Origin of the sequence: Megasphaera indica (assembly GCF_046614755.1) — a bacterium.
Classification (GTDB): Bacteria; Bacillota; Negativicutes; order Veillonellales; family Megasphaeraceae; genus Megasphaera; species Megasphaera intestinihominis.
Genome location: NZ_JBKKJR010000001.1, coordinates 1 through 22,427 on the forward strand (window position 1 = coordinate 1; position 22,427 = coordinate 22,427).

At 50.7% G+C, this 22,427-nt stretch carries 27 protein-coding genes and 1 other annotated feature; of the genes, 21 read left to right on the forward strand and 6 right to left on the reverse strand.

All coding sequences use genetic code 11. The features are described from left to right. Window positions 1-246: transposase (locus tag ACFCTO_RS00005; protein WP_499876142.1), on the reverse strand; the 246-nt coding region annotated here is incomplete at its 3' end. 143 nt (window positions 247-389) lie between these two features. On the opposite strand from ACFCTO_RS00005, the gene ACFCTO_RS00010 reads away from it, so the two are divergent. From ACFCTO_RS00010 to ACFCTO_RS00060, 11 genes are all read left to right on the forward strand, one after another. Further along, window positions 390-734 carry a hypothetical protein gene (locus tag ACFCTO_RS00010; protein ID WP_270401478.1) on the forward strand — a complete coding sequence of 115 codons (345 nt, stop codon included), beginning with the start codon at window positions 390-392 and terminating at the stop codon, window positions 732-734. 64 nt (window positions 735-798) lie between these two features. Beyond that, the gene (locus ACFCTO_RS00015) at window positions 799-999 is read left to right on the forward strand and encodes a helix-turn-helix domain-containing protein (RefSeq protein ID WP_302755400.1); all 201 of its coding nucleotides are present in this window, start codon (window positions 799-801) and stop codon (window positions 997-999) included. Between the two features lie 147 nt (window positions 1,000-1,146). Continuing rightward, window positions 1,147-1,428: a hypothetical protein gene (locus ACFCTO_RS00020; protein ID WP_270401480.1), complete on the forward strand. Its 282-nt coding sequence runs from the start codon at window positions 1,147-1,149 to the stop codon at window positions 1,426-1,428. 75 nt (window positions 1,429-1,503) lie between these two features. Further along, on the forward strand, window positions 1,504-2,346 hold the full coding sequence (locus ACFCTO_RS00025; protein ID WP_370842771.1) for a DNA adenine methylase: 843 nt from the start codon (window positions 1,504-1,506) through the stop codon (window positions 2,344-2,346). Next, complete coding sequence (locus tag ACFCTO_RS00030; protein WP_370842770.1) at window positions 2,333-3,604, forward strand: type II restriction enzyme; 1,272 nt, start codon at window positions 2,333-2,335, stop codon at window positions 3,602-3,604. The genes ACFCTO_RS00025 and ACFCTO_RS00030 overlap by 14 nt, the downstream gene beginning before the upstream one ends. Before the next feature lie 29 nt (window positions 3,605-3,633). Beyond that, a complete protein-coding gene (locus tag ACFCTO_RS00035; protein ID WP_270401486.1) occupies window positions 3,634-3,813 on the forward strand; it encodes a hypothetical protein in 180 nt (59 codons plus the stop codon). 381 nt (window positions 3,814-4,194) lie between these two features. Next, the gene (locus tag ACFCTO_RS00040) at window positions 4,195-4,512 is read left to right on the forward strand and encodes a DUF3847 domain-containing protein (protein ID WP_370842769.1); all 318 of its coding nucleotides are present in this window, start codon (window positions 4,195-4,197) and stop codon (window positions 4,510-4,512) included. Then, entirely contained in the window at window positions 4,509-5,987 is a 1,479-nt protein-coding gene (gene mobQ / locus ACFCTO_RS00045; protein ID WP_370842767.1) for a MobQ family relaxase, read from the forward strand. Before ACFCTO_RS00040 ends, mobQ begins: the two co-directional genes overlap by 4 nt. Window positions 5,988-6,001: 14 nt before the next feature. After that, window positions 6,002-6,430, forward strand: coding sequence for a hypothetical protein (locus tag ACFCTO_RS00050; RefSeq protein WP_302755383.1), 429 nt, complete (start codon window positions 6,002-6,004; stop codon window positions 6,428-6,430). Between the two features lie 68 nt (window positions 6,431-6,498). Beyond that, the gene (locus ACFCTO_RS00055; RefSeq protein WP_481325244.1) at window positions 6,499-6,666 is read left to right on the forward strand and encodes a hypothetical protein; all 168 of its coding nucleotides are present in this window, start codon (window positions 6,499-6,501) and stop codon (window positions 6,664-6,666) included. Continuing rightward, window positions 6,663-8,402, forward strand: a complete 1,740-nt coding sequence (locus ACFCTO_RS00060; protein WP_499876143.1) for a recombinase family protein — start codon at window positions 6,663-6,665, stop codon at window positions 8,400-8,402. Before ACFCTO_RS00055 ends, ACFCTO_RS00060 begins: the two co-directional genes overlap by 4 nt. Before the next feature lie 75 nt (window positions 8,403-8,477). Here the strand turns inward: ACFCTO_RS00060 and ACFCTO_RS00065 are convergent, their stop codons facing one another. Further along, window positions 8,478-9,413: a homoserine O-succinyltransferase gene (locus ACFCTO_RS00065; protein WP_481325246.1), complete on the reverse strand. Its 936-nt coding sequence runs from the start codon at window positions 9,411-9,413 to the stop codon at window positions 8,478-8,480. Between the two features lie 24 nt (window positions 9,414-9,437). Next, a complete protein-coding gene (locus ACFCTO_RS00070) occupies window positions 9,438-10,724 on the reverse strand; it encodes an O-acetylhomoserine aminocarboxypropyltransferase/cysteine synthase family protein (RefSeq protein ID WP_292261409.1) in 1,287 nt (428 codons plus the stop codon). A gap of 82 nt (window positions 10,725-10,806) precedes the next feature. Then, window positions 10,807-11,051: a binding site (T-box leader), on the reverse strand. Between the two features lie 464 nt (window positions 11,052-11,515). Between ACFCTO_RS00070 and ACFCTO_RS00075 the strand changes: the two genes are divergently transcribed. The 4 genes from ACFCTO_RS00075 (at window position 11,516) to ACFCTO_RS00090 (ending at window position 14,972) form a co-directional block, all read left to right on the forward strand. Then, window positions 11,516-12,400, forward strand: a complete 885-nt coding sequence (locus ACFCTO_RS00075) for a LysR family transcriptional regulator (RefSeq protein WP_294023813.1) — start codon at window positions 11,516-11,518, stop codon at window positions 12,398-12,400. A gap of 97 nt (window positions 12,401-12,497) precedes the next feature. Further along, on the forward strand, window positions 12,498-14,027 hold the full coding sequence (gene mmdA, locus ACFCTO_RS00080) for a methylmalonyl-CoA decarboxylase subunit alpha (protein WP_020310565.1): 1,530 nt from the start codon (window positions 12,498-12,500) through the stop codon (window positions 14,025-14,027). A gap of 12 nt (window positions 14,028-14,039) precedes the next feature. Beyond that, entirely contained in the window at window positions 14,040-14,525 is a 486-nt protein-coding gene (locus ACFCTO_RS00085; RefSeq protein ID WP_499876144.1) for a hypothetical protein, read from the forward strand. Window positions 14,526-14,558: 33 nt separating this feature from the next. Next, window positions 14,559-14,972: a biotin/lipoyl-containing protein gene (locus ACFCTO_RS00090; RefSeq protein WP_499876145.1), complete on the forward strand. Its 414-nt coding sequence runs from the start codon at window positions 14,559-14,561 to the stop codon at window positions 14,970-14,972. Between the two features lie 256 nt (window positions 14,973-15,228). Here the strand turns inward: ACFCTO_RS00090 and ACFCTO_RS00095 are convergent, their stop codons facing one another. Then, window positions 15,229-15,633, reverse strand: a complete 405-nt coding sequence (locus ACFCTO_RS00095) for a thioesterase family protein (protein ID WP_014016087.1) — start codon at window positions 15,631-15,633, stop codon at window positions 15,229-15,231. A gap of 160 nt (window positions 15,634-15,793) precedes the next feature. Between ACFCTO_RS00095 and ACFCTO_RS00100 the strand changes: the two genes are divergently transcribed. Further along, on the forward strand, window positions 15,794-16,471 hold the full coding sequence (locus ACFCTO_RS00100) for a hypothetical protein (protein WP_292261483.1): 678 nt from the start codon (window positions 15,794-15,796) through the stop codon (window positions 16,469-16,471). A gap of 44 nt (window positions 16,472-16,515) precedes the next feature. Here the strand turns inward: ACFCTO_RS00100 and ACFCTO_RS00105 are convergent, their stop codons facing one another. Further along, window positions 16,516-18,171: an acetolactate synthase large subunit gene (locus ACFCTO_RS00105; RefSeq protein WP_499876146.1), complete on the reverse strand. Its 1,656-nt coding sequence runs from the start codon at window positions 18,169-18,171 to the stop codon at window positions 16,516-16,518. 305 nt (window positions 18,172-18,476) lie between these two features. Here ACFCTO_RS00105 and ACFCTO_RS00110 point away from each other — a divergent pair, with 305 nt between their 5' ends. From ACFCTO_RS00110 to ACFCTO_RS00130, 5 genes are all read left to right on the forward strand, one after another. After that, window positions 18,477-18,902, forward strand: coding sequence for a 2-thiouracil desulfurase family protein (locus ACFCTO_RS00110; protein WP_292261478.1), 426 nt, complete (start codon window positions 18,477-18,479; stop codon window positions 18,900-18,902). A 62-nt stretch (window positions 18,903-18,964) separates the two neighbouring features. Continuing rightward, the gene (gene lepB / locus ACFCTO_RS00115) at window positions 18,965-19,525 is read left to right on the forward strand and encodes a signal peptidase I (protein ID WP_020310557.1); all 561 of its coding nucleotides are present in this window, start codon (window positions 18,965-18,967) and stop codon (window positions 19,523-19,525) included. A gap of 143 nt (window positions 19,526-19,668) precedes the next feature. After that, window positions 19,669-20,160 carry a QueT transporter family protein gene (locus ACFCTO_RS00120; RefSeq protein WP_481325248.1) on the forward strand — a complete coding sequence of 164 codons (492 nt, stop codon included), beginning with the start codon at window positions 19,669-19,671 and terminating at the stop codon, window positions 20,158-20,160. Window position 20,161: 1 nt separating this feature from the next. Next, a complete protein-coding gene (gene queF / locus ACFCTO_RS00125; RefSeq protein WP_298588285.1) occupies window positions 20,162-20,656 on the forward strand; it encodes a preQ(1) synthase in 495 nt (164 codons plus the stop codon). 70 nt (window positions 20,657-20,726) lie between these two features. After that, complete coding sequence (locus tag ACFCTO_RS00130; RefSeq protein WP_292261474.1) at window positions 20,727-21,113, forward strand: hypothetical protein; 387 nt, start codon at window positions 20,727-20,729, stop codon at window positions 21,111-21,113. A gap of 122 nt (window positions 21,114-21,235) precedes the next feature. On the opposite strand, the gene ACFCTO_RS00135 is transcribed toward ACFCTO_RS00130, so the two are convergent. Then, window positions 21,236-22,342: an acyltransferase gene (locus tag ACFCTO_RS00135; RefSeq protein ID WP_499876147.1), complete on the reverse strand. Its 1,107-nt coding sequence runs from the start codon at window positions 22,340-22,342 to the stop codon at window positions 21,236-21,238. Between the last annotated feature and the right edge of the window lie 85 nt (window positions 22,343-22,427).

Sequence of the window (22,427 nt, forward strand, 5' to 3'; positions counted from 1 at the left end):
ATTGATGGCATCCTTGGCATCTCGTAATTCACGTTTCAAACGAGCGATTTCCTTGGCTTCATCAGATGCATAGTTTCCGGATCCGCGATATGGCATTTCCCCATTATCCCGCAATTGCTTTTGCCATCGGGACAGTGTCTGTTGGGAAATTCCTAAATTATGGGCACACCCAATCAGTCCTAAATCACGATGATCATGGTAATATTGGACAGCATCCACTTTGAATTGTTTGTTGAACTTCGTCATACTAAGGCCCCCTATATATACTTTTATTGTATCACTTTATGGAAAACCTCAGTTTGACTTGTCCTATTTATATGCTAGCACCAGCATATATGGTTACTGTTTTCGGATATAGTGCACCTAAAAGTGATGCAGAAGCAGTTTCGATGATGAAAAAAGCGTGGGGCTCGGTCAACGAAAGAAATTTAGAAGAAATTGAGTTGATTGATATTAGAGATGAAGAAGCTGTCATAGAATCATGGAGTGAGTTCATCCACACACATCACTACTCGTATAATACCAGCTTTTTTGATTCGACTTTAGCGAGATGCCCAAGAAGAACTTGTGAAGCAACTTTTGATAGGTTGATGAATTGTATTTGGCTTGATGGCAGTAAAGGTTTCAAAGATAACATGAGTTTTGCAGACATAAGCAAGTTTATCTCTCCGCTTGTTGTTGAAGAAGAAAGCGCCAAAGGCAAGGGAATTATTCTTTCTAACCCATATCAATAAACAGCTTACATTAGGCAGTCACGAGAAATCGTGGCTGCTTTTTTATGCAGGAAAGGAGACTTTTATGAGCAAAGAACCGTTTGAAACCATGCCCGATGTGATGGACGCAAAGCAGATTGCGGAGGCGTTGCAGATTTCAAAAGCGGGCGCATACAACCTTTTGAACAGCCCGGATTTTCCAACTTTGCGGATCGGCGGGCGCAAATTGGTGATGAAAAATGAGCTTGTGGAATGGCTGAAAAGCTACACAAATCGAAAAGCATGAAAACACGGCAAGAGCCGGAAAAGTGGCAAATCCGCCAATAGCAATAGCCGGAACATACTCCGCATCGTTTGGAGCATTTCTGTCGGAAAATCGCTTCACTTTTCCAATTCAAGAGCCGGAAAAAAATTGTGAAAAACAGGAGGTTTTATGAGAACAGGACTTACTAAGAGAGAAAAGACAACTGCCATCTATTTTGACGAGTATGGCAGCATGATCGAGGTGCAGACCCACAACACCGATCTGAAAAAGCGGCTGACGGCATTTGCGAAAGAATATCCGCAATGCTGCCGCCAGATTGACGATGACGAACAAGGCGGGCTGACCTTTGAGATTGAAAAAGGCAGATTGAGTTTCCGGCTGACTGCACCGTACAGCGAGGAACGGAAACAGGCAGCAAGCGAATTTGCAAAAAAGTTACGAAATTTCTAAACTTGCAACTTGAGAACTCGGGACTCTTTTGATATAATATATTATGAATTGATCTATAAACAAGGAGGTGTGGATATGGCAAAGAACAAACTGGTTGCCCCTGTTGTCAAATGGGTTGGAGGAAAACGCCAGTTGTTAGACGAGATTACTCCCCTACTTCCTAAGCGGCTCACTTCTTATTGCGAGCCTTTTTTGGGTGGTGGAGCCGTTTTATTTTCTATTCAGCCATCCAAAGCAATCGTAAATGACTTGAATGGAGATTTGATTGCGGTTTACGAAATTATTCGTGACGATGTCGAATCTCTCATTACAGATCTCAGAAAGCACGAAAACACTTCAGAGTATTTCTACGCAATACGAGATTTAGATAGAGACAAAGAGGCATATCAAGCCATGTCAAAGGTTGAGCGTGCATCACGATTGATTTATTTGAATAAGACTTGCTTTAATGGTTTGTTCCGTGTTAATTCATCGGGGGAGTTTAATTCTCCGTTTGGTCATTATAAAAATCCTAACATTGTGAACGAGCCTGTTCTGCGGGCAGTAAGCAAGTATTTTTCGTCCGGCAATATCACATTTTGCAACGAAGATTTTGCTGTGACGCTAAGTAGAGTTGGCAAGGGTGGATTTGTGTATCTTGACCCACCGTATGATCCTGTTTCTGATACAGCAAGTTTCACCGGCTATAATAAAGGCGGATTTGACAGAAACGAGCAAATCAGACTAAAGCAATGTTGCGATGAGCTGACGCAGCGAGGCATTAAATTTTTGCTATCCAATTCTGCCACAGAGTTCATAAAAGAACTGTATAAGGACTACAACATATCCATCGTGCAGGCAAAGAGGGCAATCAATTCAGATGCAAGCAAGCGCGGAGCGATAGAGGAGGTGCTAATTAGAAACTATGGGACTGAATGATGCCGCATGGGAAAGCCTATTTGACAAGTATCATATTCTTGCTGAGATTGAGCGAAATGGACAGTTCGTCATTTCGGCAAACCAGATAAAAGAGTTCAGAGAGCCTCGGTTAATGACCAAGTTTGACCACAAAATAAATCTTCCAAATATCTTTGTTGCTAACAACTTGTCAATTTTGCCGATAACTCGTGGAGATTATGTTATTTCCTCTTTTTCGGCATATAAGGAATTTGACGAGCCATCCCAAGATGTTCAGCGGATTTCAATTCCAGCACATATTCAGAGTCTAATGCCGCAGTTTCTTGTGAGCGAAGCGATTGCGTTGAATTGCGCTAATGCCTGTGGAATACTTAATGACTTTTTAGAGGACGATGAGCTTGTTCCAACAGTTAGCGGTCGCATGAGTTCTGGCAGTTTTGAGTTTGGCATTAACACCGCTTTTGGCACGAAAAATATTACCGTAAGCAATTCTCAAATTGAAATTGATGCAGCATACGAAGGTATCCATTATCTTTCTTTATTTGAAGCGAAGCGGGATTTATCTGATGATTTTCTTGTTCGCCAACTTTATTACCCGTTCCGTGTTTGGAGTGAACGAGTAACGAAAACAGTAAAGCCTGTTTTCTTGATTTTCTCAAATGGTATGTTCAATCTGTATCAATATCAGTTTGAAGATCCGCAGAACTACAATTCTCTTATACTAGTAAAACAGAGGAACTATATAATTGCAACAGAGATTTGTTTGGCGGATATTGAAAACCTTTTGAGAACTGTTCCTTTGGTACAAGAGCCAGACATATCATTCCCACAAGCAGATCGTATGTCTCGGATAGTCAACCTTGTCGAGCTGTTAAATGAAAAGCCGATGACTAAACAGGACATTACATCGGAGTATGCTTTTGATGAACGCCAAACTAATTATTATACAGACGCAGGACGGTATCTAGGACTCATTGACAAAACCCATGATGAGGATGGCAACATCCTATTCCAACTTTCTGCCTGTGGACACCGTATAATGGGTTTGGAGTATAAAGAACGCCAGCTTGCGCTTGTAACTCAAATATTGATGCACAAAGTATTCAACGAAATCCTAAAACTTCATTTGCAATGTGGAGAGATGCCGGATAAACAAACCACAATTCAGATAATGAAACGATCCAATCTATATCGTGTTGAAGCTGATAGCACATATTTGCGGCGTTCTTCTACGGTTGTTGGTTGGGTGAATTGGATTCTTGGAATTATCGAAGAATAATTTAGTGTTTCTCAGAGAGGATGGTATCTATGGCAACGAACAAGGACAGACCTATTATTCAATCACACGGTTATAACGGTAGTGAGCCAACTCGGATTTGCCCCCATTGTGGCAAAGAAAAACCGCTAAGTGAGTTTGGCTTTAGAAAAATGGAAAAAAGCGAAAAGGGGCTAATAAGAAATCAATCTTGGTGTAAAGATTGCCGATAACCCCTGTATGTCAAGCTCGCTTGCCGTTGAGGTAGGCGGGCTTGTTTTTAGTTTTTATAACACACGACAAGCACCCACAAAGATCCCTTTGGAACAAAGGGCGCACTTCTATACTGGGGGCAAGCCCTGTATGTGCGCTCTGCGAGGCAGACAGCCCGGACGATTGATGTTCGGGCTGTTTTGCGTCACTCCGTTCCGAACAAGGGGCTGCACCCCTTGCGGCTTCGCCTATCCCTGCGTACTTGTCATATGGAAACGGTTTTGACAAACCATTCCCAAACGACAAGTCTGAAAATCGAACACATTACATAGACCGTTTACCGATTATCGGTAGGCGGTCTTTTTATATCTCCACACTTAAAATCAAGGAGGTCATGCACTATGGCAAAACAGAAAACAATCCCCGAACTAGAAGCTGAGAAAGCGGAAAATGAACGCAAGATCACTCAGCTCCAACACAAAAAACAGCAGCTTGAAAACCGTATCACCTACTACGAAAAGGGAGATCGGCGCAAGCGGGCGCACCACCTTATCACCCGTGGCGCAGCCATTGAAAGTGTTGCACCGCTGACAAAGGTTTTGACCGAAACCGAGTTTTACTCCTTTGCTGAAAAAGCTCTTGCCGTCCCGGAGGTCAAGGGCTTGCTTATGGAAGCGGTCAACGAACACAACCGGGCAGAACAGAAAGAGAGGTGTTGAGTATCGCACTATATCATTTTCATGTGACACAAATCAAGCGCAGCGCAGGACAATCCGCTATTGCATCTGCTGCCTATCGCTCCGGCGAAAAGCTGCACAGCGAATACTACGGTGAGGACAGCGACTACACCAAAAAAGGCGGCGTGATCTGTTCGGAAATCCTGCTACCGTCCTATGCCCCGTCCTCGTTCTCTGATCGAGAAACACTCTGGAATGAAGTAGAGAAATCGGAACGAGGAAAGAAAGCACAGCTTGCATACAGCTTTGACATTGCTTTGCAGAACGAGTTTTCCATGCAGGAGAACATCGAGCTTGCAAGGCAATTTTTATTGGAGCAGTTTGTGAGCCGTGGCATGGTGGTGGACTTCGCCGTTCACTCTCCCGACAAGGAGGACGGCGGCATTTCCAATCCCCACTTTCATGTCATGTGTCCCATCCGCCCTCTGGATGAACACGGCAGATGGGGCAACAAACAGCGGCGGGAATATCTGCTTGATGAGCATGGCAACCGCATCCGTGATGAAGCAGGAAACTATGTGTTCAACGCTGTACCAACCACCAATTGGGGCAGTCCCGATACCTTGGAGCATTGGCGGCAAGCATGGGCTGATCTCTGTAATCAAAAGTTTGCGGAAAAAGAATTGGACTGCCGGATTGACCACCGCAGTTATGAGCGACAGGGCATCGACCAACTCCCCACCATCCATGAGGGTGTGACCGTCCAGGCGATGGAAGCAAAGGGCATCCGCACCAACAAGGGCGATCTCAACCGCTGGATCAAGGTAACCAACGATTTGATCCGTAATCTGAAAAAGAAAATCTCTGCGCTGCTTGACTGGCTGAAAGAAGCCCATGAGGAATTAAGCAAGCCACAAGCCCCCAATCTGGCGCATCTACTCAGCGATTATTATTCTGGACGCAATGCCGGAGCTTGGAGCCAGAAAGCGAAGATCGGCAATCTTAAAGAGTTCAATGAAATCGTCAATTATCTCATGCAGAACAAGCTGACAACGCCGGAGGAATTACAGGAGCGTGTGTCTGCGCTGAGTGAGCGCATCGACACTCTGAAAAGCTCTATGCGTGGCAAATCCGAGCGTATGAAAGAGTTGGACGAGCTTCTCCGCATGGTGCAGCTTTACACCGAAGGCAAGCCCGTTGCCGACAAGTTAGCAACGATCAAATGGAAAGGCAAGCGGGAGCAGTTCATGTCCGAAAATGAAAACGCACTCCGCCTGTATCACATGGCAGAGCGCAAGTTGAAGCCGTATTTCAAGGACGGCAAACTGCCCATCACTGTCTGGCGCAAAGAGCGTGACCGTCTGGAACAGGAGTACAAGACCGAACAAGCAGAGCTTTCTCCCATCCATGCAGAAGTGAAAAAGCTATGGCAGATCAAATACAAGGTGGAGCAGGTCATTCATGCACAGGAAAAAACGGCGCAGCGCCGCACAAAGAAACATCAAATCGAGCATTAAGGAGGATTTCAAAAATGGAACTCAACTGGAAAGAGGACAATAACCTCGTAAGAAAAATTGCAAAAATACTTCTCGGAGATACACTGCCGAATGGTGAGCCTGTAAGTTCGTTGGTTTTGATTGACGCTGCTTCACGGGCTGAATTACAGCGATGGGCAGATATGAGTGATGCAGAATTTGAAGCTGCACGACAAAACGGTGATACCATCCACATTGATGTGGATGATGAAATCAAGCGCATCACGGAGGAATATGGGCTTGATCCGAATTTCTTGGATGATCTGCTTGCCGAATTTGATGAAGACGCAGACGATGACATGGAAATATTTTCAGATGCAGAAAGTGAAACGACCAAGACCTTTTGGCAGAGATCGAGGAATGGAAGCAGCAGGAGCATGACGAGCCGGAGGGATATTACTTCTCCAATCCTGACCCGTATCTGAAACCCGCGCCGCTGCCGCCCGACCACCCCAGACACAATTTCTGGTTTGATGAGGACGGACACATCCGTGTGAAAAATCCATCTGCTTTCTGGCTGCCGGAGTTCACTTTGCAGAAAGAGATTGGCGGCACAATCTACTCCATCACAGGCACTTATGACGGAACGGAAACGCTGGATAAGAAGATGGAGCGCATTATGGCTGAAAAGTTTACAGAAAAGTTGGAGGATAGCGAATGACAAATTCACAGAATCTTGGTACAATAGAAGCAACCAATCCTGTACTGGCAGTTGCCCCTTTGAAGGAGGAAACAGAAATGTTACGGGCAACTGATAAAATCACCGCACTCTACTGCCGTCTATCCGTGGAAGATATGAAAGAGGATAAAAAGGGCGGCAAAGAAGATGTGTCAAATTCCATTCAGAATCAAAAAATGATCCTGCTCCAGTGCGCTAAAGAAAATCGCTTTCCTAACCCGATCTTTTTCGTGGACGATGGGTACAGCGGCACGAACTATGACCGCCCCGGCTTCCAAGCCATGCTTGCGGAAATCGAAGCAGGACGAGTGGCAGTCTGTATCACCAAAGACCTATCCAGACTGGGACGAAATTCCTCGCTGACCGGGCTTTATATCAACTTCACTTTCCCGAAGTACAATGTGCGGTATATTGCCATCAACGACCACTTTGACACCATCGACCCCAACAGCACAGACAGCGATATTGCCGGTATCAAAAACTGGTTTAACGAATTTTTCGCCAAAGATACAAGCCGCAAAATCCGGGCTGTGCAAAAGGCAAAGGGTGAGCGTGGCGTACCGCTGACTACCAATGTTCCGTTCGGGTATCTCAAAGCCCCAGAGGACAAGACCAAGTGGATCGTGGACGAAGCTGCGGCTGTGGTAGTCAAGCGAATCTTCAAGCTGTGTATGGAAGGACGGGGACCGATGCAGATCGCAAAGCTCTTGCAGGAGGAAAAGGTGCTTAACCCCACCGCTTACAAGCGCAGGGCGGGCATCAAAACCCCAAGCCCCGAAACCGATGATCCCTACCATTGGAATACCAATACCGTTGTTCACATTCTGGAACGGCGGGAGTACACAGGCTGTACGGTCAACTTCAAGACCTACACCAATTCCATTTGGGACAAGAAACAGAGGGAAACGCCCGTTGAAAAGCAGGCAGTTTTCTACAATACCCACCCGGCGATCATTGAGCAGGAGGTCTTTGACAAGGTGCAGGAAATTCGCCAGCAGCGTCACCGCAGGACAAAGACGGGCAAGAGCAGTCTGTTTTCCGGTATGGTCTACTGCGCTGATTGTGGAGCAAAAATGCGCTACTGCACCACCAACTACTTTGAAAAGCGGCAGGATCATTTTGTATGCGCCAACTACCGCAGCAATACGGGAAGTTGTTCGGCACACTTTATCCGTGCTGTTGTTCTGGAAGAATTGGTCTGGATGTACATGAGAACTGTGATTTCCTATGTCAGTTGGTATGAGGATCATTTCCGTGCCGTCATGGAGCAGAAGCTCCGGCTGTCCAGCGAAGCCGCGATCCGTGGACACAAGAAGCGGCTGGCACAGGCTGAAAAGCGGCTGGGAGAGCTTGACCGTTTGTTTATCCGCATTTACGAGGACAATGTGGCGGGGCGCATCACAGATGAAAAGTTTTCTATGATGAGCAAGACCTATGAGGACGAACAAGCGCAGCTTAAAGCGGAAATTCAGGCTTTGCAGCAGGAAATCGAAGTACAGGAACGACAGATTGAAAATTTGGAGCAGTTTATCCAGAGGGTACACAAATACAAGGATTTTGACGAGCTTACGCCCTATGCTCTGCGGGAACTTGTCAAGGGAGTTTATATCGAAGCCCCCGACAAGAGCGGCGGCAAACGGCGGCAAAATATCCGCATTTCCTATGACCTTGTAGGCTTTATCCCACTGAATGAACTGATGAAAGAGGAAACGGCATGACCAAAGTCATGCCGCTCCTACAAAAATACGATATTACTTTCTTACGACCCCCGACCATTTGCGACAGGCCTTTTTTCAATGCGCACAAGGATGAATCTTGGCGATAGCTTGTAAATCATAAGGTGTTTCTTGATAGACGATATTCAGCCAGTTGTGATAGAACAGATGGGCATAGCTGCACCACATGAAGTATGGCCTCTTCGTATCGTTGTCATTCGGGTAGTAGTTCTTGGGCACTGCAATGGGCAGGCCCTTTTTCTTATCCCGCAGGTATTCCTCTTCCAGGGTCCGCCGATCGTACTCGAAGTGACCGAGGACGAAGAAACGGCGGTGATCCGGCGTACCGATGATGTTGATGCCGTTTTCGACGGACCGGGAGAGGATGTCGAGCTGCGGCGTATTGTAGACTTGGATGTCGTTAATCGCCGTATGCCGCGACTGGGGGATGAAGTAACGGTCATCGAAGCCCCGCAGGAGGGGATGGTGCTTCTGGGTCAGCTGGTATTCAAAGATACCGAAGAGCTTGGCCGGCAGGAGACGCTTTTCGATGCCATAGTAGTAATACAGGGCTGCCTGGGCGCCCCAGCAGAAGTGGAGCGTCGAGAAGGCATGTGTCTTGGCCCATTCAAAGTAAGTCTTCATTTCCGGCCAGTAGTCGACAGACTCGAAGGGAATCTGTTCGACCGGGGCGCCGGTGATGATGAAACCGTCGTAGTAGTTATCCTTGATTTCATCGAAGACGTAGTAGTTTTCTTCTAAATAAGACGGGTCGGTGTGGGTGCTCTCATGGCTGTCCGTATGGCAGAAGTCCACTTCGACCTGAAGCGGTGAATCACCGAGGAGGCGGAGAAGCTGCAGCTCTGTCGGTTTCTTCAAAGGCATCAGGTTGAGGATAAGGATGCGCAGCGGCCGTATATCCTGATGGAGGGCCAGCCCCTTATCGATGGTGAAGATACCTTCTTCGTGAAGTTTTTCCTTGGCGGAAAGACCGTCAGCAATTTTAATAGGCATAGTGCATTTCTCCTTACAGTAGTCTTAGATGGTTGCCAGTGCTTTTTCAACAGCGGCGAGGAGGTCTTCGATGTTTTCGAGGCCTACAGAGATACGGATCGTACCCGGTGTGATACCGCAGGCACGCTGAGCTTCTTCCGAAAGCTGCTGATGTGTCGTCGAAGCCGGGTGAACGAGGAGGGACTTGGAGTCGCCGACGTTAGCCAGGTCGGAGAAGATGTCCGCATTGTCGATGAATTTACGGGCAGCTGCATAGCCGTCTTTTAATTCAAAGGAGAAGATCGAACCGGTTCCCTTGGGGAAGTATTTCTGAGCCAGTTTGTAGTACGGCGAAGACGGGAGGGACGGATAGTTGACTTTAGCGACTTTCGGATGGTTTTCCAGGAAGTCGGCGATTTTCTGGGCGTTAGCGACGTGGCGTTCGATGCGCAGGGACAAGGATTCCAGGCCCTGGATGAGGAGCCATGCGTTGAACGGGCTGATGCAGGCACCGAGGTCGCGGAGGGCTTTGGCGCGGATACGGGTTACGAAGCCGGCACCAGGGATATCCTTGGCGAAGTTGACGCCATTGTAGGATTCGTCAGGCGAAGCGAATTCTTTGAAACGGCCCGAGCCAGCCCAGTCAAATTTGCCGTTTTCAACGATGAGGCCGCCGAGGGTCGTGCCGTGACCGCCAATGAATTTCGTAGCCGAATGGACGACGACGTCAGCACCGTGTTCGAGCGGGCGGAAGAGGAACGGCGTAGCAAAGGTGTTGTCGACGATGACCGGAAGGCCGTTGTCGTGTGCGATTTTGGCGATAGCTTCGAAGTCCGGAATGTTGATGGCCGGGTTGCCGAGGCTTTCGAGGTAAATGGCTTTGGTCTTGTCGTTGATGTATTCGGCAAAGGACTGCGGGTCGTCGGGATCGGCGAAGTGCGTCGTAATGCCGAGGTGTTTGAAGGTTTCGCTGAACAGTTCGACTGTGCCGCCGTACAAGGTCGGAGCGGCGATGATTTCGTCACCGGCACCGGCGAGGTTGATGATGGAGTAGGCGATAGCCGAAGCGCCGCTGGCCGTGGCCAAACCGGCTGTGCCGCCTTCGAGGGCTGCGATACGTTTTTCCAGGACGTCCTGCGTCGGGTTGGTCAGACGGCTGTAGATGTAGCCGGCGTCTTTCAAAGCGAAGCGGTCTTCGGCCTGCTGTGTATCTTTAAAGACATAAGATGTGGTCTGGTAAATAGGAACGGCGCGGGCACCCGTTGCCGGATCCGGAACCTGACCTGCATGCTGCTGTAATGTTTCGAATTTGTAGTTTGTGTTTTCGCTCATAATACATTTCCCCCTAATATTAAAAAATATATAATGTAATATAAACTTGAAAGCCTTGTAATAAAAAAGGCTCCCGTCCCAAGTAAGGGACGGAAGCACCGTGATACCACCCAATTTCACTCATCCCTCACAGGATGAGCCTCTTCAGGTACGCAGGCGAATGAGCCTTGAATACCATAGTGCTGTAACGGGCACGCCCGGACGGCCTAACTGTTCGACCAATCTGCTCGGAGTCCATCTTCCACGATGACCCTTGTATTCCCTTTCACCAAATGGGAACTCTCTGTGCCAATTCCTATCGTGTACTCTTCTCTTCATTGCAACACTATCAAGTTGTTGACGTAAGTCTACCATCAAAAACGGACTTTGTCAAATGATTTTCGCAAAAAAATTCAAGTAAATTGACGTTAAACGTTATATGTTTCAACAAAACGCAGTGAATTATTAGGAGACAGTTCGCAGGCCGCCGTGGTCCTGCGGACCGAAAAAATACACGGACAGCGGCCTCGTGCATAGGGGCCGTCCCAGAGCCTTTTTGAACCGTTAGGGCCGACAGGACCGAATTTCGATGAACGAATAATCAGTACCGTATCCACTTTGGGCTGTGAAATTCATGGTTATTCCGGGTATGCGCCTTCCATATAGTCTGAGGCGATGGGTAATAAAGTAGTCATAATGGGTCCTCATTTGGGTCTAATCCTTTACGGATGGCCTTATTATACGGTACAATAAGATATGACACAAACGGTGATTTAGCATGTATGTCATGACGAAATGGGTGAATAAGTGATATGGATAGTATAAAATGTCAGGCGTTGCTCCTGGCGATTCAATATGGCAGTCTGACGGCGGCCGGCAAGGAACTGGGGTATACCCAGTCGGGGATGACCCGTATGATCCGTTCGCTGGAGAAGGAAATCGGCTTTCCTCTGCTCGTGCGCAACAAGCAGGGAGTCCGGCCGTCGGCCAATGGCCAGCAGATGGTGCCGGTCTTTCAGGAAGTCGTCAGGGCTTCGCAAAAGGCTGCCGACTTGGGGGCGGCCATTCAAGGCGTCCTGGCCGGGGTCCTCAATATCGGCAGTTATTATAGTGTCGCCGCGGCGTGGCTGCCGAAGATTTTGCGCCGTTTCCAGGCCCAGTATCCCAAGGTGGAAGTCCATTTGTTAGAAGGGACGAATCAGGAATTGGCCCAGTGGCTCAATGAGAAGGCCGTCGACTGCTGTCTGGCCGCCAAGCCCGGAGCGGATGTGGCCTATGACTGGATTCCCTTGAAGGACGATGAGCTCGTCGTCTGGCTGCCGCCGGATCATCCCTGGACGGCGGAAAAGGAGATTCCCGTAGAATGGCTGAACGGGGCGCCTTTTATCATCCCTCTGCCGGATCACGATACGGATATCGACCGCTTCCTGGCAGCCAATCAGGTCCAGCCCAATGTCCGCTTCACGACGACCGACCCGTATACGGCGTACTGCATGGTCGAAGAGGGTTTGGGAATCAGCGTCAACAACCGTTTGACGACGGAGAAGTGGGCTGGCCGCGTCGAACTTAGGCCTCTGGCCCCGGCCCAGTCGATTTCGTTGGGCATCGCCGTCCCAGACATCCAGGAAATGTCCCCGGCAGCGGGCAAGTTCGTCGCCCAGGTCTGGCAGGCCGTCAACGGTAGCCCGGAAAAATAGGAGTTTGACGACTAAAAGACTATAAAATTTGGATATTCTATGATATAATTTATTGTTATGTGACCTGATAACATACTTTGGTACTGGAGGTATAAGAATGGCTACAGTTCAGGAAAAGATTGACCAGCTCCATGAAAAGCTCGCGAAAATCGAGATGGGCGGCGGTCAGAAGCGAATTGATTCGCAACATAAAAAAGGCAAGATGACAGCCCGCGAACGGCTGGCTAAGTTATTTGATGAAGGCAGCTTCACGGAAATGGGGCAGTTCATCCATCATCGCTGCATGAATTTCAACATGCAGGAAAAGGAAATCCCCGGCGACGGCGTCGTTACCGGCTATGGCACGGTCCGCGGCCGTTTGGTCTTCGCTTATGCCGAAGATTTTACGGTCGAAGGCGGTTCGCTCGGCGAAATGCACGCTCATAAGATCGCCCAGATGCAGGAAATGGCTCTGAAGATGGGAGCCCCTGTCATCGGCATCAATGATTCCGGCGGTGCCCGCATCCAGGAAGGTGTCGATGCTTTGTCCGGTTTTGGCCGCATCTTCATGAATAATACGGCCGCATCGGGCGTCATCCCGCAGATCGCCGTCATTATGGGACCCTGCGCCGGCGGTGCCGTATACAGCCCGGCCCTGATGGACTTCGTCTTCATGGTCAAGAATACGTCGGACATGTTCCTCACGGGCCCGGCCGTCATCAAGTCGGTTACGGCCGAAGAAGTGACAGCCGAAGAATTGGGCGGCGCCATGACGCACAGCTCTATTTCCGGCGTGGCTCACTTTGCCTGTGAAAATGAAGACGACTGCATCGAAAAAATCAAGGCCCTCCTCGACTTCCTGCCCAGCAACAATATGGAAGAAGCGCCGGTCGTCGAATCGGACGATGACCCGAACCGCGAAGACGAAAGCCTCAATTCGGTCATCCCCGACGACAGCAGCATGCCTTACGATATGCTCGACGTCATCAAATCCTGCGTCGACGACGGCAATGTCTTCCAGGTCCTGGAAAACTATGCCCTCAATATCATCACCTGCTTCGCCCGCTTTGACGGCCAGACCGTCGGTATCATCGCCAACCAGCCGAAATTCCTTGCCGGCTGCCTGGATATCAACGCATCGGACAAGGCGGCTCGTTTCATCCGCTTCTGCGACAGCTTTAATATCCCTGTCGTCACCTTCGTCGATGTACCGGGCTTCCTGCCTGGGACGACTCAGGAATACGGCGGCATCATCCGCCACGGTGCCAAGATGCTCTATGCTTACTGCGAAGCGACGGTCCCCAAAATCACCGTCGTCACCCGCAAGGCCTACGGTGGTGCCTATATCGCCATGTGCTGCCGCCAGCTCGGCGCCGACATGGTCATGGCCTGGCCGTCGGCAGAAATCGCCGTCATGGGTCCCGATGGCGCAGCCAATATCATCTTCAAGCACGACCCGGAAAAGGAAAAGAAGAAACAGGAATATATCAATGAATTTTCGACGCCCTATAAAGCAGCCGAACACGGCCAGATCGATTGCGTCATCGAACCGAAGGAAACGCGTCCGCGCATCATCAGCGCCCTGGCTATGCTTTACAGCAAGCGGGAAGAACGGCCGTCGAAGAAACACGGCAACATGCCGTTATAAGGAGGCTGCTGTATGATAGAAATTCAATTTGCCGTCATCATCCTGCTGGTCGCCATGACATTGGTCCTGAGCCGGTACTATAATACCCGCTTCCGCGCCCTGGAAGACAAGATGAAGGACGTTGCCGACTTCCAGCAGAGCGTCAAGGAACTGGCCGAAGCTGTACAGGATTTGAAGGACGCTGTCAAGGCGGAAAAAACGGTCCCGCCGGAACCGGAAGAAGAGGAAAAACCGGAGTTGACGCATCCCGTCGTTCCTGTCGGCCAGCGCCAGCCAGCTGTCGTCGCAGCCCGGCCGATGGCTGTCGTAAAAGAAACGGCCCCCCAAGGTTCTCAAGATGGCCTAGACGATGAAGTCGTCGCCGTCATCATGGCCGCTGTTGCCGCCTATGGCTATCCGCCGTCGGCAATCCGTTCTATTCGTCCGCAGAAACGCAGTTATAAACGCCATCGGGAAAACTGGGCTATGGCAGCCCGCCTGGGTGGTATGAGTCGTTAATGAAGTGAATATTTAAATCCAGGAGGATTATATATGAAAAAATTCAAGGTTACCGTCAATGGAAAAGCATATGAAGTAGAAGTCGAAGAAAGGGGAGGCGCTCCGGCAGCGGCTCCGGCTCCGCAGGCTGCAGCCGCACCGGCCCAAGCAGCTCCGGCAGCTCCCGCAGCTCCCGCAACGGCTCCGGCTGCCACTCCGGCTCCCGCCGTAGGCGGCCCGATCCCGGAAGGTGCCATCACCGTCAAGGCTCCCATGCCGGGCAAGATTTCGGCCCTCAAAGCTGAAGCCGGCAAAGCCGTCAAACGAGGCGACATCATCCTCGTCCTGGAAGCCATGAAGATGCAGAACGACATCACGGCGACGGCAGACGGAACGCTCCACGAAATCCGCGTCAACCCCGGCGATAACGTAAAGACCGGCGACGTACTGGCTGTTATTGTGAAATAGTGGCTCGTTGTTCGTGGCTCGTAGGGGACGCCCAAAGGGCGTTCCGCAGGCCGCAAAAAAAAGTGGCTAGCCACTAACAATTTAAAAGGGATTGTCGCATGTGCGACAATCCCTTTTTTGAGCTTGCAGTTGCAAGTTTGATGTGGGGGGAGCAAAAATTTAAAAGCCCTCCGCTAACTGCTAATCCCTAGCTGCTAACAGCTTAAACGCGTCGGCGGGCCGCCTTGACAGGACAACCCCTACGAGCCACTAGCCACTACTTTGCTGCAGCTTTTTTGGCTTCGGCTTTGGCGAGGAACGGTGCCGATTCGATGATGAAGCGGTCGTGGGTGGCTTCGCCTACGAGGCCGGCTTCGTCGTGGGCTTCGATTTTGAAGGTCAGTTTTTTGCGGTCCTGTTCTACCAGGGTGGCTTTGGCCGTGACGGTCAGGCCGATAGGCGTAGCGGCGACGTGTTTGACGTTCATGGCGATGCCGACGGTGTTATAGCCTTCCGGGAGCTGAGGGTCGCAGGCGTTGATGGCTGCGTTTTCCATGAGAGCTACCAGGGCCGGCGTTGCGTAAACCGGGGATTTGCCGCTACCCAATTTGATGGCCGTATTGTTTTCCGTGCATTTTTCAGAAACTTCTGCTGTCGAGTTGGCTTTGATGTTGAATTCCATAGTGGTATAACCTCCTAAAAAAATGGGAATATGCCTGAACCGTATAGATTGAGGCGATTTACATAACTATATCATATCATACTTTCCTCTTTTTTGACAGACAAAGCGTCATGAGATACAATGGACGTGTCATTGTGTAAGAAAAACGAGGAGTGAAACCATGAAAATTAAAGCAATCGTGCTGGTGGCAGCCGCTGTCTTGGCGATGGGGACGGCCGCCCTGGCCAAGGATAAAGGGACGCTGTCGAAGTTCCCCAACTGGGGCGTCATCACGGTCCCCGATGATATCTACATGCAGTCCGGGCGGCAGCCCATGCTGACGGCTGCTGATGAAGGCAATGATGTCATCGCCCTGTTTGAACGAATTTTTCCTATCCAGCCGGAAACGTATCAGGTCGTCAAGAAGGACGATGCCGATTTCCAGTATGCCTATCTGCTGCATTATACGGCGACCATCTGGGACGTCAAGGCGGCCGTCTATGGGGAGAACCGGGAAAACTCTTATCTCCGCGATATCGGCAGCCGGCCGGATATGCGCATCCTCATGAACCGGCTGAACCAGAATATGCCGGGACGCCTTCCAGAGGGCTTCCGCGTCGTCTCGCCGGTGACGGCGAAAAAGACCAATGGCCATCTCTTTTATGAATGGACCATCGCCAAATCCCTGGTCATCAACGGCAATCCCTTCACGGAAACCATCCATTGCCTGGCCTGGCAGCACGGCGATACGATGGAAGTCGCCGCCATCCTGGGCAACATCGCCAAAGAAGGCGATGACGACATCATCAGCGCCGTCACGGATATGTTGAAAAACGCAGAAAAGATGCCTAAGAAATAGTTTGTAAGAAAAAGGCGCTGTCTTTATGGGACAGCGCCTTTTTCTTATAACGTTTTCATCAGTTCTTCCAGATGTTCTGTGAGTTTCATGTTTTCATCGTAGTCGATGGGGCAGTCGATGATGACTGGTTTGTTCTGCTGGAAGGCTTTTTTCAGGGTCGGCAGGAGGTCTTCGGTCTTGGTGATGCGGTAGCCGATGGCGTGGAAGCTTTCGGCCAGTTTCACGAAGTCCGGGTTGGTGAAGTCGACGTACTGGTGATGGCCGTACTGCATGTCCTGTTTCCATTTGATCAGGCCATAGCTGCAGTCGCTGAAGATGAGGGTGATGAAGTTCGTGCCCAGGCGGTAGGCCGTTTCAAATTCCTGGACGTTCATCAGGAAGCCGGCGTCGCCGGTGATGGCCAGTACTTTCTTGTCCGGATGGACGAGTTTGGCCGAGATGGCGCCGGGAACGGCGATGCCCATGGTGGCGAAGCCGTTGGAGATGAGGCACGTATTCGGTTCGTAGCAGTTGTAATGGCGGGCAATCCAGACTTTGTTGGCACCGACGTCGGAAATGACGATGTCGTCTTTGCCCATGACGCGGCGGCAGTCGATGAGGGCTTTCTGCGGCTTGACCGGGAAGGACATATCGTGGGCGTAGCTTTCGTGTTCGTCGACCATCTTCTGGCGGATATCCAGGAACTGTTTCGGTTCAGCCAGGCGGGCGGCTTTGGCCATGATGCGTTCCAGCGAGTTGGGGATGTTGCCGACGACTTCGACTTCGGGCTGATAGTTCTTGTTGATATCGGCCGGCATGGTGTCGATGTGGATGATGTCGGCATTGGTCAGATGCCATTTGGCCGGGGCGTATTCGATGATGTCATAGCCGACGGCGATGACCAGGCTGGCCTTTTCCAGCATTTTCGTCTGGTAATCGTCCATAGGGATGCCGACGGTCCACATGGAATATTTGTTGTCAAAGGGAATGGCACCTTTGGCCATCATCGTGTTGATGACAGGGAGCTTCAGTTTTTCCGCAAAGGCCGTGAGCTGTTTGGCCGCTTTGCTGCGGATGACGCCGCTGCCGGCCAGGATGACCGGGTTCTTGGCATAGGAAATCATGGAAGCCGCTGCTTCGATTTGCGATTCCAGGGCTGTTTCCGGCAGGATGCTCTTATGCTGCAACGGTTTTTCATCGTCGGCGACGGGCATCTTGCTGATGTTGACCGGCAGGTCGATGAAGGTAGCGCCCGGTTTTTCCCGTTCGGCATATTTGAAGGCCAGGCGGGTGATTTCAGCCATCGTGTCCGGACGGACGACGGTATAGGCCCGGCGGGTGATTGGTTCGAACATGGCCCGCAGGTCGAGGTACTGATGGGCCGTGATGTGCATTTTATCGGTGCCGACCTGACCGGAAATGGCGACCAGCGGGGCCCCGTCGCAGTCGGCATCGGCGACGCCGGTGATCAGGTTGGTAGCACCCGGGCCGAGGGTGGCCATGCAGACACCGGCTTTGCCGGTCAGACGGCCATAGACGTCGGCCATGAAGGCTGCGCCCTGTTCGTGGCGGACTGTGATGAATTCAATCTTTGAATGTTCCAGGGCATCCATGACGGCGAGGTTTTCTTCGCCGGGAATACCAAAAATATAATGGACGCCTTCTTCTTCCAGACATTCGACGAGAAAGTCAGCTGTGTTGCGCGTCTTCTTTTGTTCCATGGTGTGAACACTCCTTTGACGATAGATGGATAGGTTGAAATTCGTGTTGCAACCTGTATTATAATATGGTATAGCTTGTTTTTCAATATATTTAGGGGAGCCGATGTGCTTGCCTTTTTTAGGATTTCACGTTATACTAAAAACAGAGATAGTCCGATGGCTGCACATCGGCTCTCCTCTAGGTTAACGATGTTGAAGAAGGCCGCCGTTGCATAAAGATTTTTCATCTTTCTGCGCGGCGCTTTTTTTTTCAATGTTTGAAGTTTGCAGTTTGTAGTTTGGAGAAGATGGATTGAGGTGAAATTATGAACGTTCTAATCAGTGCCTGCCTGCTCGGCCAGTACTGCCGCTATGATGGTCAGACGAAGGTTTATCCGCAGGTGCAGGATTTGCTCGGGCGGGATGATATCCATTTGATTCCCGTCTGTCCGGAACAGGCCGGCGGCCTGGCGACACCGCGTCCGCCGGCAGAACGGCAGGGAGAACGGGTCGTCACGGCAGACGGTACCGATGTGACGGCGCAATACCGGCGTGGTGCCGAAGCGGCCCTGTACTTGGCCCGCCTGTTCCATTGCACGAAGGCCATCTTGAAAGAGAAAAGTCCGTCTTGTGGACACGGACAGATTTACGATGGCACTTTTTCACGGACCCTGACGGCTGGCGACGGCGTGACGGCGGCGTTATTACGCGCAGAAGGCCTTGAAATCGTAGGGGAAAGCGACCTGCTCTGACCCTTGCTTTTATACCCCTGGTTTGCTACAATATACGAGTACGCAAGTGAGGAGGTTTCAGCGTGAATACGTTTCTACATGAAGTTTACGAATGGATTTATTCCATTATCATCGCGTTGGCCATTGCCATGGTCATCCATATCTTCTTCTTCCAGCCGACACGCGTTTCCGGTGAATCGATGATGCCGACCCTGCACAACGGGGAATACCTCATCGTATCCAAATGGAATCACGTCCTGGGGGAAGTTCCGAACTATGGAGATATTGTCATCATCGACAGCCGCGTCCAGTATCCGCGCACGTGGAAAGATGACGTCGCAGAACCGATGAACAATTACATGGCTTTCTTTAATCATGATCTGCAGACCAAGAACATCTGGGTCAAGCGGGTCATCGGCCGTCCTGGCGACACGCTGGCGTTCCATGATGGCAAGGTATGGCGCAACGGCCAGCCTTTAGATGAACCGTACATCAATGAACCGATGGAATACAGCCGCAAAGGGGAAATCAAGATCCCCGAAGGCTATGTCTTCTGCATGGGTGATAACCGCAACCACAGCAGTGACAGCCGCTTCATCGGCCCGGTCCCCATCGACCACGTCTTAGGCCACGTCATCTGGTAGGCCTCAAAAGAGCATACGACAGTTCGCAATCCATCCTGTCGGTAAACAAAACTAGGAAGCATTACAATGGTATCTTGCAATGCAGACGGGATTGTTTCGGCAACCCCGTCTTTTTTTCTTTTCTTTGGAAGGAGGTTACGCCTATGTATAATTTTCTCGCGAATACGAAACGCATGACCGTCGCTGCCATGGTCATGGCCCTGTACATCGTCATCTTGTACGTCACTCAGGGGATTTCCTTTGGCCCCTATCAGATCCGCATCGCCACGTCGCTCTATGCATTGGCCTTTGTATATCCTTTCCTGGTGGTCCCCTTGGGGCTTGCGAACTTCATTGCCAATTTCCTCTTCGGCGGCCTGGGCTTCATCGACATGATCGGCGGCTGCTTCGTCGGCATGGCCACGACATGGCTCATCGTCCAGATCCGTCGGCGTCAGTATAGTCCATGGCTGGCTGCCCTGCCCATCTGGTGGGTGCCGGCCCTCTGCGTCAGCGCCTGGCTGTCGTACCTGCTCGATTTGCCCTACGCCGTCCTGGTCAGCAGCCTGGCTGTCGGTCAGCTGCCGCCGGCCATCTGCGGGGTCCTGCTCATCCAGGCCCTGAGCCATCGTTATGTTTTGAAGAAGGAGTTTTGATATGAGCCGAAGTAAAGAAGAACTGCAGGGCGTGACCCAGCTGGGCAATCAGCACACGACGTATGCCCAGGACTACGACCCGTCTTTGTTGGAAACATTTGTCAACAAGCATCCTGACCGGGACTATTTCGTCAAGTTCAACTGTCCCGAATTCACCAGCCTCTGCCCGATGACGGGGCAGCCGGATTATGCGACGATTTACATTTCCTACGTCCCTGGTGAGCGCATGGTAGAAAGTAAATCATTGAAACTCTATCTGTTCAGCTTCCGCAATCACGGTGATTTCCATGAAGACTGCGTCAACATCATCATGGACGACCTCATCCGGGCCATGGACCCGAAATATATCGAAGTATGGGGGAAATTCCTGCCCCGCGGCGGCATCAGCATCGATCCGTACTGCAACTACGGCCGGCCCGGCACGCCCTGGGCTGACGTGGCCTGGCAGCGCCTGTCCCAGCACGATTTATATCCTGAAAAGGTAGATAATCGCTAAATCTATTACCTTTTACGGCTGTTTCATGATATAATAAGTCTAAAAACAACAGAAGTAAGGGGTGTTACCTGTGAAATTGAAAAAAATGCTTTTGGCCCTGGGATTCTCCCTGGCCTTGTCGGCATCGGTCTTCGCAGCGGATAATATGTGGCAATATAACCAGTATACGTCCATCGACATGAACTCGGCCAAGCTCTATTACGATATGGGCCGCCAGATCCTGTCCTTTGAGACGGTGGAACAATCCGGCGAAACGACCGACTACTGCACCTATGTGTATAACATCGATGACCAGACGATCCAGCTGAAAAAGATGATTACCAAGACGAAGAAGCATAAGTATAAGAGCAGCTTCTATCCGGAATCCATCAAAGACGGCAACGCCGTCATCAAGGCCAGAGCCCGCATGGCCAATGATGTATTGGCCAAAGTAAAGGAAAAGGATGAGAAAAAATAGTGTGGGAGTTTGTAGTTTTCAGAGAAAACCTTTAAATTTAAAGCCATCCGCTAACAACTAACTGCTAGCCACTAACAACTTAAAAGGGCTTGTCGTCGTGCGACAAGCTTTTTTATACGATATCATTTCCCCTTGACGCAGATACTGAGCCATTTCGGCAGTCTGTGTTCGACGACGGCCCAGGAATAGACCGCGGCACAGGCTGTGACGATGATGTAGATGGCGATGATGTGGACGGCCCGCAGGTAGATGTGCCAGTGGGCGGCCAGGCCCGTGCAGGCACTGAGGAAGACGGGATGGACCAGGTAGATGGGATACGAGTAGTCGCCCAGGAGGGAGAAGACCTTGTGGACCCATTGCGGGACAGGCCGGCATTCCCACCAGTAGAGGAGGAAGAGCATCGTCGACAGGGTATAGGCCATGCCGATAGGGCTGAGCTGATGGATAGTGAAGACTGCCGACAAGGGGTCGTAGCCCAGGTAGTGCATGACGCCGTAGTAGGCGGCCAGCATACCCGCTGTCGTCGCTGCCTGGAAGACGTTGACCAGCGTGCCGTGGCGTTTCAGCCAGTCCGTCACGGCTGTGAAGTGTTCTGCCGTAAAGGCACCAAACATGAAGATGAACAGGTAGTGCAGGACGACGTAGTTCAGGCGGAAGTTGAAGGCGTCCTGGATGAGGGGATTGTCGGAATGGACCGTCCAGATGTAGCTGGAATAGAAGTTGAAGACCATGTTGGCGAAAAAGAGGATAGTAAAAGAGCGCCACGGCGCCTTGTCCATGAAGCGCAGGAGCGGCCGCCACAACGGCATGAGGAAGTAGAACCACAAGAGGATGACCAGGAAGTAAATGTGATACATGGCCAGGCCGTACCATAAGGTACGGAAAAAGGCGTAAGGCTGGAAGACACTGAAGTTGTGGCTGATGACCGATACGTAGACCATGTAGAACAGGGACCAGGCCAGGTAGGGGACGAAGACCGTCCGCAGGCGGCGCCGCAGGTAGTCTTTGTAGACGAAGGGCTGGTCCAGGGGCTGGCTGTAAAACATGCCGAAGGCCGACAGGAAGAAAAAGGCCGGTACGGAAAAGCGGGACAGGATTTCCAGGATGGCCACCAGTCCCAGATTAGGCGACGGGTTGACGATAGCGACGGATCCGACGTGGATGGCGATGACGCCGAGCATGCAGAGACCGCGCATATAATTGATGGAATGAATGAATCGTTTTGACATCTGACACCTCGAAAGATACAATAAAGATAATTGGGATAATGACATATCCTATTATAACAAATTTTTCCAGCTTGGACAGGGGAGG

Bases quoted from the DNA above. Each gene is read 5' to 3' on its own strand.
- ACFCTO_RS00020 (WP_270401480.1), top strand. From the start codon at position 1,147: ATGAGAACAGGACTTACTAAGAGAGAAAAGACAACTGCCATCTATTTT.
- ACFCTO_RS00110 (WP_292261478.1), top strand. From the start codon at position 18,477: ATGAACGTTCTAATCAGTGCCTGCCTGCTCGGCCAGTACTGCCGCTAT.
- ACFCTO_RS00070 (WP_292261409.1), bottom strand. From the start codon at position 10,724: ATGAGCGAAAACACAAACTACAAATTCGAAACATTACAGCAGCATGCA.
- ACFCTO_RS00095 (WP_014016087.1), bottom strand. From the start codon at position 15,633: ATGGAATTCAACATCAAAGCCAACTCGACAGCAGAAGTTTCTGAAAAA.
- ACFCTO_RS00010 (WP_270401478.1), top strand. From the start codon at position 390: ATGATGAAAAAAGCGTGGGGCTCGGTCAACGAAAGAAATTTAGAAGAA.
- ACFCTO_RS00105 (WP_499876146.1), bottom strand. From the start codon at position 18,171: ATGGAACAAAAGAAGACGCGCAACACAGCTGACTTTCTCGTCGAATGT.
- ACFCTO_RS00120 (WP_481325248.1), top strand. From the start codon at position 19,669: ATGTATAATTTTCTCGCGAATACGAAACGCATGACCGTCGCTGCCATG.
- ACFCTO_RS00135 (WP_499876147.1), bottom strand. From the start codon at position 22,342: ATGTCAAAACGATTCATTCATTCCATCAATTATATGCGCGGTCTCTGC.
- ACFCTO_RS00065 (WP_481325246.1), bottom strand. From the start codon at position 9,413: ATGCCTATTAAAATTGCTGACGGTCTTTCCGCCAAGGAAAAACTTCAC.
- ACFCTO_RS00015 (WP_302755400.1), top strand. From the start codon at position 799: ATGAGCAAAGAACCGTTTGAAACCATGCCCGATGTGATGGACGCAAAG.
- ACFCTO_RS00040 (WP_370842769.1), top strand. From the start codon at position 4,195: ATGGCAAAACAGAAAACAATCCCCGAACTAGAAGCTGAGAAAGCGGAA.
- ACFCTO_RS00075 (WP_294023813.1), top strand. From the start codon at position 11,516: ATGGATAGTATAAAATGTCAGGCGTTGCTCCTGGCGATTCAATATGGC.
- ACFCTO_RS00090 (WP_499876145.1), top strand. From the start codon at position 14,559: ATGAAAAAATTCAAGGTTACCGTCAATGGAAAAGCATATGAAGTAGAA.
- ACFCTO_RS00050 (WP_302755383.1), top strand. From the start codon at position 6,002: ATGGAACTCAACTGGAAAGAGGACAATAACCTCGTAAGAAAAATTGCA.
- ACFCTO_RS00085 (WP_499876144.1), top strand. From the start codon at position 14,040: ATGATAGAAATTCAATTTGCCGTCATCATCCTGCTGGTCGCCATGACA.
- ACFCTO_RS00100 (WP_292261483.1), top strand. From the start codon at position 15,794: ATGAAAATTAAAGCAATCGTGCTGGTGGCAGCCGCTGTCTTGGCGATG.
- queF (WP_298588285.1), top strand. From the start codon at position 20,162: ATGAGCCGAAGTAAAGAAGAACTGCAGGGCGTGACCCAGCTGGGCAAT.
- ACFCTO_RS00035 (WP_270401486.1), top strand. From the start codon at position 3,634: ATGGCAACGAACAAGGACAGACCTATTATTCAATCACACGGTTATAAC.
- ACFCTO_RS00025 (WP_370842771.1), top strand. From the start codon at position 1,504: ATGGCAAAGAACAAACTGGTTGCCCCTGTTGTCAAATGGGTTGGAGGA.
- ACFCTO_RS00060 (WP_499876143.1), top strand. From the start codon at position 6,663: ATGACAAATTCACAGAATCTTGGTACAATAGAAGCAACCAATCCTGTA.
- mmdA (WP_020310565.1), top strand. From the start codon at position 12,498: ATGGCTACAGTTCAGGAAAAGATTGACCAGCTCCATGAAAAGCTCGCG.
- ACFCTO_RS00030 (WP_370842770.1), top strand. From the start codon at position 2,333: ATGGGACTGAATGATGCCGCATGGGAAAGCCTATTTGACAAGTATCAT.